This is a genomic window from Thermococcus sp., assembly GCF_027052235.1.
Taxonomy (GTDB): Archaea; Methanobacteriota_B; Thermococci; order Thermococcales; family Thermococcaceae; genus Thermococcus.
This window is the reverse complement of sequence record NZ_JALUFF010000083.1, coordinates 1-7,056: the sequence shown is the minus strand read 5'-3', so window position 1 is coordinate 7,056 and position 7,056 is coordinate 1. Positions and strand designations below refer to the sequence as shown.

General features: G+C 53.4%; 9 protein-coding genes. 5 read left to right on the top strand and 4 right to left on the bottom strand.

Going from position 1 to position 7,056, the window contains the following annotated elements; genetic code table 11:
- From cas10 to MVC73_RS10500, 4 genes are all read right to left on the bottom strand, one after another.
- Window positions 1-1,554 (bottom strand): type III-A CRISPR-associated protein Cas10/Csm1 (gene cas10, locus MVC73_RS10515; RefSeq protein WP_297510823.1); only part of this gene is annotated, 1,554 nt, incomplete at its 3' end.
- A 4-nt stretch (window positions 1,555-1,558) separates the two neighbouring features.
- Window positions 1,559-2,143 carry a CRISPR-associated endoribonuclease Cas6 gene (gene cas6 / locus MVC73_RS10510; protein WP_297510819.1) on the bottom strand — a complete coding sequence of 195 codons (585 nt, stop codon included), beginning with the start codon at window positions 2,141-2,143 and terminating at the stop codon, window positions 1,559-1,561.
- Between the two features lie 750 nt (window positions 2,144-2,893).
- Window positions 2,894-3,784, bottom strand: a complete 891-nt coding sequence (locus tag MVC73_RS10505) for an ATP-binding protein (protein WP_297510817.1) — start codon at window positions 3,782-3,784, stop codon at window positions 2,894-2,896.
- Window positions 3,784-4,653: an ATP-binding protein gene (locus MVC73_RS10500; protein ID WP_297510814.1), complete on the bottom strand. Its 870-nt coding sequence runs from the start codon at window positions 4,651-4,653 to the stop codon at window positions 3,784-3,786. The genes MVC73_RS10505 and MVC73_RS10500 overlap by 1 nt, the downstream gene beginning before the upstream one ends.
- Before the next feature lie 96 nt (window positions 4,654-4,749).
- Here MVC73_RS10500 and MVC73_RS10495 point away from each other — a divergent pair, with 96 nt between their 5' ends.
- The 5 genes from MVC73_RS10495 to MVC73_RS10475 form a co-directional block, all read left to right on the top strand.
- Window positions 4,750-5,235, top strand: a complete 486-nt coding sequence (locus tag MVC73_RS10495) for a ferritin family protein (protein ID WP_297510811.1) — start codon at window positions 4,750-4,752, stop codon at window positions 5,233-5,235.
- Between the two features lie 49 nt (window positions 5,236-5,284).
- A complete protein-coding gene (locus MVC73_RS10490; RefSeq protein WP_297510826.1) occupies window positions 5,285-5,713 on the top strand; it encodes a NifB/NifX family molybdenum-iron cluster-binding protein in 429 nt (142 codons plus the stop codon).
- Window positions 5,714-5,715: 2 nt separating this feature from the next.
- Entirely contained in the window at window positions 5,716-6,144 is a 429-nt protein-coding gene (locus MVC73_RS10485) for an isoprenylcysteine carboxylmethyltransferase family protein (protein ID WP_297510808.1), read from the top strand.
- A complete protein-coding gene (locus MVC73_RS10480) occupies window positions 6,092-6,625 on the top strand; it encodes a DUF2250 domain-containing protein (protein ID WP_297510805.1) in 534 nt (177 codons plus the stop codon). Before MVC73_RS10485 ends, MVC73_RS10480 begins: the two co-directional genes overlap by 53 nt.
- A gap of 19 nt (window positions 6,626-6,644) precedes the next feature.
- On the top strand, window positions 6,645-7,056 hold a 412-nt coding region (locus MVC73_RS10475), incomplete at its 3' end, for a methyltransferase (RefSeq protein WP_297510801.1).

Sequence of the window (7,056 nt, the reverse complement as noted above, 5' to 3'; positions counted from 1 at the left end):
TTTCTTCGTGTCCTCTTTATCCCCCGCGAGTTCGTCAAAGTCCGCTATTACGTATTCGCTCTTCTCACTTGGCTTGAAGTAGTCGGCCACTAAGTACGGGACGAACTCGATGGTTTCCGGAAGGTTCCCGGGAACGTCAAGGGTGTTTTTGAGGAGGAGAACTTCTCCAAGTGGAATTCCTTTCTCGTAGGGTATGAAGTACCTGAACGGGCCTTTCGTTATGTCCTCACCCTCATAGGCCTTCCTGTCCAATACAAAGCCTTTAACCTTGGGCAGTTTTTCACCCAATCTAAAGAGCTCTATGCACGTTTCACAGGCCTCTACTTTGTCCTCCCCTAAACTGAACTCCTTAAGCTCGCTCTTCGACACTTCCTTCCCACAGACAGCGCACTCCTCAAGCCTTTCACTGGCTTCTGGCTCTTTGAAGAGCCCTTCAACTTCTCCAAAGCGCCTCAGCTTCCTGAGGTCAAGCTTTCTCTTTAGCCTCTTCCGTGCAATTGGGAGCAGGGGATGGCCTTCTTTATCCCTTCCGAGCTCTTCCCCGCTCACAGCCTCCCAGTCCAGAGCGAGGTAGAGCTTTCCGTCAAATTCGCGGTAGAGCCACTCAACAACGTGCTTCCTTATGCTTTCGAGCTCTTTTCTGGCTTCCTCGGTGTTCTGGCCGAGGATGAGGAAATGCCCGCCGGCGTTGAATATAACGTTGACCCTTGTTAAACCGAGCCTGTTGATGATTTCGAGGACGATGTCCCAGGCAATTAGCTCCAGATAGGCGCTCCTAGCGCGGAGGTACTTTAGCGTTCCCTTTCCGCTTATCCCGTAGATGAAGTCCTGTATTCCTGAAAAGTCACCTTCAATCAGGAGAAACATCTTTTCCCTCCTGCACCTCCCGGCTTTTACCTCCTCCGCTGTACAGCCGGCCTTCAGCATGGCCAGAGCTATGGCGGAGGTCATCCTCATGTGGTCGTAGAGCGAGATGACGTTTCCCTTAGCGGTTACAGAGCTGACGAAGGTGAGGCGCTTCTCAAGAACCGGGAGTAGTCTATCAACCCGGAGCTCACTTTTCTTGAGGTCTTCTGTAAGGCCTTCTATCACGTTTCTGTAGTCCCATTTTGTTAGGCTTTCAACCTCCCCGGGAACCGGCAACTCCTGACCGAATTCAAGGACAACCGGCCGGTAGGCCTTTTCCCTGTTGAAAATTGAGTAGAGCGGCCTTATATTCCGGGGTTTGCCTTTCTCCCTCTCGGCCGAGGAGAGGTTGTCGGCCTCGTAAACTATCCACAGGGCCCTTATAATGTCCTCCTCGCTCAGCCCAAAGCACTCCGGAAGACTCCTAATTGCCTCCCTGATTCTGACCTCGTTGAAGTGCTCGCTATGGTGGAAAGCCGAGAAAAGCGCGAGAAGCCCGTATTCTTCTCTCCCCGTTTCCGTTGCCAGCCATCTAAGGAACTCCGCTCCCTGCTCCGAGTGGTCGCCCGAGTAAATGCCAGCCCTCTGCACGGGCTTTCCGATGTCGTGGAGGAGCCCGCCGAGGGCAACAAGTTCTTCAAGTTTCAATCTTTCACCTCCTGATGGGGTTCAAAAAGCCGAAGCCGAGGCTGTTCTTCTCACCGAGGCCGGCGTCCATTATGAAGCGGTAGAAGCGCCTTTCCTCAGGTCTTATGCGCTCCTTCTCAAGGAGCTCCCAGTTCGAGCCTATCACGGGAAAGGGAACGCCGTTCTTGACGACCTTGACGTAGACGTCGAGCTTTCCATTGTTTCTGAGCTTTGGGATAAGCCTGTCAAAGATGGGCCCTTCGAGGAAGAAATCCTCGCCGTAAAAGGCCTCGTACTTCTTCTCCGCGTTCTCCTTGAGCCTCTGGAGGAAGAAGCGAAGGTCTCTGTGCTGGTGGAGCTTGAAGTTATCCTTGATGGCGCCGTATAGAGTGTTAATGAAGCCTTTCTCCGGGGAAGAGATGAGTAGTGTGGGTCTCCCCATGGAGTCCATGAAGAAGTCCGAGAAGGTGAAGAACTTGAAGCGAGGTTCGTCGTGCCTTTCGCCGTACTCCGAGCCCTTCAGCAGGCTGTAGATGAACCCCTGGACTGCGTGTTTGTTCGGCCTCTCAAAAGTTCCATTTTCAGGATAAAAAGCAACTTTCAGTCTCATCCGGCACACCCTTATGGTTACGGGCACCCCATAACTGCACTCCAAAATTTATAAGCCTTGTGATTAGAAAAACCCCTAAAATTCTGATTCAAAGGCTTAAAATTGAAGATTTTACAGAGAATTACATAAAGTTGAATAGCAAGCCGAACCACAGGGGTGAGACAACCAGGGAGTTCGGGATCACAGGAAGGTTGTATTCACTTCCCACGAAGAACCCCCGCGACCGTCGGGGGAGAAGTGCAGTTTGGGGCTGTTCTACGGAGATGAATATGCAACGCCAAGAGGGAAAATAAGTCATCACCTTCCCATACAATGTTGTTCTGCGAAACAAACAATATACGACAAACTCCAGCACGCATGGTATCCAGTAGCCTTTCCACACAACACTGTCCTACGGACACCCCGGGAAATTTTCCCATTTTCCGGAAATAAAAGTTTGAGCCTTACCGTGAAAACCCATGCCACTGCACACCATTTATAAATCCTCAGAAATAGAGTGGGCGGGCTTAACCCTTAGTCTCTCCCGTTGGACCGGAACACGCTAAATTCCGGTGTTGGCTCTCCCCGCTTCCAGATGTATTCATCCAGTGGGAAATTACCACCGTCGGGGTAATCAAAACCCGAAAAGTCCCCATACCAATCCTTACGGCAGTTAAAGCCCTTTGGGCCAGCCTGAGGGAAATTCAAAAAAGAACAAAGCCAATAAACCAAAACCACCTTCTCCAGCCGGGTTTCAGATTTCCGGTGCCACTAACCGAGGATTTCCTCCTTTATCCTCTCGGCGAGCTCAACCATCGCCCTGCTCGCCTGGCTCTCTGGGAAGGCCTCGACGAAGGGCTTGAGGAGGCTCATACTCCTCGGTATGGCTCTGTCATAGGGTATCTCTCCGAGAACAGGGATTCCCTCGCTCTCGGCCCACTCCCTCAGCCTGGTGAAGCCCGGGTTGAGGTCGGCCTTGTTGATTATTAAGTAAGCCGGCTGTCTGAAGTGCTGGACGACCTTGTAAGCCCTCTGGACGTCGGAGAGGGAAGCGGGCGTTGGCTCCGCTATGAGTATCGTCAAATCTGCCCCGCCTATGCTCGCTATCACCTGACAGCCAATTCCAGCTGCCGAGTCAACTATCATGTGCTCCAGCTTGAGCTCTTCCATAAGTTTTTTAGCCCACTCCTTCTCCTCCGTGACGAGCTTTCCGCTCTCGGGCCGGCCAACATCGAGCTGGGCGGATATTATCGGAAAGCCGTACTTGGTCGTGGCCTTCCTTATTATCCCCGAGCGGACTTCCTCTAGGCTTATCGTCCCGGGAACGGGGCAGACGAGGCCACAGACGTTACAGCCCTCGCAGGTGAGCTCGTTGACGACGTAGTTGCCCTCATCGTCTATGTAAATGCACTCGTAGGGACAGCGTTCCATACAGATGCCACACCTTACGCAGTTCTCGGTGTTTATTCTGGCCACCTTCGCCCCAAAGTGCTCCCTCTCTTCCTCCCACTCCGTAACGCCGAGGAGAAGGCTGAGGTTAGGGGCTTCAGCGTCGGCATCAACGGCCACGAAGCTGTACTCGTCCTTGAGTAGATAGAGGAGTGAAGCGGTTATACTGCTCTTCCCGACGCCACCCTTACCGCTCGCTATGGCTATCTGCATCACTCATCACCTCCGAGAAAGCGAGCAACTTTCTCCGCCAGCTCCCGGAAGATTATTGCCTCGGGAACGTCCCAGAGGACAACGGGCTCTCCCTGAACGTAGCTCCTTACTATGTTCTCGCTGTAGGGTATCTCGGCTACGACCTCCGCCCCGTACTTTTCAGCCAGTGCATAGACCCTCTCCCTCTCACCGAGGTCGGCCCTGTTGATGACTACCCACGTGGGCATGTCCATAAGCTGGCCGAGCCTCAGGATGAGCTCAGTGTCGTGTATGCCCAGCGGTGTGGGCTCTGTAACCGCTATAAGCAACTCCGAGCCTTCGATAGCCTTTGAAACGGTGTTCCCTGTTCCAGCGGCTGTGTCAACGAGGAGGAGTTCATGAGGAACCGAGCGGGCGAGCTTTTTGGCCTCGACGACGAGGGGCATCGAGCGCTCCTCGCCTTCCCTCAGCTTCCCAGTTACAAGTGTGAACCCGTAGGGGGTCTCCGTTACGTAGGTGTGGCCTATAACCCGGAAGGCCTCCTGGATGGCGCCCGGGACGGGGCAGACTATCTCGCAGGCCCTGCAACCGGAGCAGAGGTTCGGCATGAGGAAGGGCGTTCCGTCCCTCAACGTTACTATCGCGTGCTCCTCGCAGGCCTCGGCGCATTTCCTACAACGGGTGCACTTGGAGTAGTCAAAGCGGGGCATGAACTGGTTTACCGGCCTCTCGTTGGTCAGCTTAACTCCGAGGAGAATGTGGTCGTTGGGAGCCTCAACGTCGAGATCACCCAGAACAAGTTTGAAGCGCCTTGCTAGCTCGACCGCAAGGTTAATCGCAACCGTTGATTTCCCAGTGCCTCCTTTTCCACCGCTCACGGCTATCTGCAACTTCTCACCCCCGAGTTAGGGGGGCCGAATTCCTTTTAAGCCTTGTGCATAATCACAAAAGTCCGAAAGATTTTTATTAACTTTCTGTTACTAAACATGGTGATCAACATGGACCTAGCGAGGATTGAGATGAAAAAGGCCGAACTCTACAGGGCCCTCATTCCGCTCGTTCCAAGGGACTTCAGGGACGACCTTAAACTGCTCGCGAGCCACGCAGAGAGAAACGCAAAGTTGCTCGAAAAAGTTCGTGTGCCCGCGAACACAAGGGGACTGAGCGAGATTGAGGTCGCAATGGGGTTCTTAGAAAGGGTACTAACTGAGCCGGATTCTAGAGTCGAGGACTACTACAGATACGCGATAGATGCGGAGGAAGCAACGGCAAGGCTTTACTCGGAGCTCAGCATGCGGGCAAAGTCCGAAAGAACTAGAAGATTGTTCCGCTGGCTTGCGGAGATAAGCAGGGAACACGTGGAAATTCTGAAAAGGCACCTTGAGATGTGGGAGTTTGTGCAGGAAGAAGTCGAGGAAGAGGACATCCCGGAGGATTTACTGGAGCAGTGGTTCGAAGACATCGACCTTTGATTAGGCAGACCTAATGCTTTTAAATCCTCTTTCGATTTTTCTCCCGGTGATGCCAATGGAGAAAAGATGCCTCAAAGTTGCTTTTGGAATGGAGGACGATGAACACCTCATAGATGCCCACTACGGCGATTCGGAGTTCTTCGCGATCTATGAAATCTGTGAAGACGGGAACGTTAAACTCCTTGAGAAGAGGCCCAACAGGGCCAAGGACATCGAGGAGGAGCACGACGAAGGCCACGGCGACCCGAGGAAGTTCAAGGCCGTTGTAGGCCAGCTTTTGGACGTTGACGTTTTGGCAGCGTTCAGAATGGGCCCCAACTTTCTAAGAATTCGTGACAAGACCAACAAGGTGGCCTTCTTCACAAGGACGAGGGACTTAAAGCTCGCCCTTCAGAGGCTCGTTGAGAACTTCGACGAGCTGTGGGAGCAGGTGCAGGAGAAGAAAAAGGCCATCGGGAAGCCAATCTTAGAGGAGTGAGCATGAGGTTCTGGGGAATCGAACCAAAGGTCGGACTTGCCTCGGGTTCCTACGCCCTTCTGGCCTTTTATCTTAACGGGAGGTCTGGCATGGGCTTAGCCTTCCCCCTCCTCGGCCTCTTCCTCCTCGTTTCCGGACTGACCCTCTGGCTCGTCTGCTACCTTCAGGTTTCAAAGGCCTACGCGAGGGGCGAGCTTTTGACGAAGGGGTGTTACTCTAGGGTCAGGCACCCGATATACGCCATCTGGGGCTTTCTGATTCTCCCCGGCTTTTCACTGGTGATAGGTGGCTTTATGCTCTTCCTCCCGGTTATCTACTGGCTCTCGGTTCTGGCCTTCATAGGCGAGGAAGAGAAAGCCCTTGAGGAGAGGTTCGGCGATGAGTGGCGGAAGTACGCGAGGAGAACATCCCGCTTCATTCAAAGGCCTTAAGCTTTTACCGGTTCACCTCTACGTCCTAGCCCACCTAAGAAAGGCCACCGTAGATTACGCCAAGATGATGGCGAGGATAAGCGAGCTTCCGCTTCCCCTCATCGAGGACGCGGTAAGGGAACTTATGGAAGCGGGACTGGTGGAGAGGGACTCGGGGAGCGCGATAAAGAGGAGTAAAGCGAGGTTTAAGAAGGCCTTCGAGGTCCACAAACACCACACCTATTACCGGCTCTTGCGCGAGGGGGAACTTTTCGTCCGTTCAATCGATGAGAAGTGGCTGAAAAGCTATTTCAACTCGCTTTTTCCGGACGGCTGGGAGGTAGTTAGGGCTTTGATTAGAGCTAAAAACTTCAACGAGCTCCCAGAGGAACTCAGAGATGACAAAATCAGGGAAGAGCTCCTCCTGCACCGCTTCATAACGCCAGCCGGAAGAAAAACGGAGTTCTTTAAGCTGTTGGTGGAGTTTCTTGGATTCGGGTGAAACGTTTATAGGGGGAAGGGTGGTAGCCTTACGGGAGGGAAGGTCATTGAAGAGCGAGTTCGCTCCGAAGTTCGCCTTCTGGTTCTCGTGGTGGGCAGTAATAGTCTTGGTCGGCATCTACACCGGAGGAGAACTCCCCGATAGGCTCAGATGGCTAACCGTTCCGCTCGGCCTCTCCATGATGGCCTACGGTCTTCTCCTCAACGCCATCGCCGGAAGAACGCTGAAGAAGTACGGCCACTTCGATATAAGGAAGGGCATCAGAAAACCGGAGAGGCTTGTAACGGTTGGAATATACTCCTGTATGCGTCATCCGGCCCAGTTCGGCTCGATTTTCTTCGGCTGGGGGCTTGCCCTCCTGACGTCAAACGCCTACGCCATCCTTCTAGCTGGCTGGTACTCCTTCTCGGCCCTCTACTTCATCCTCGCGG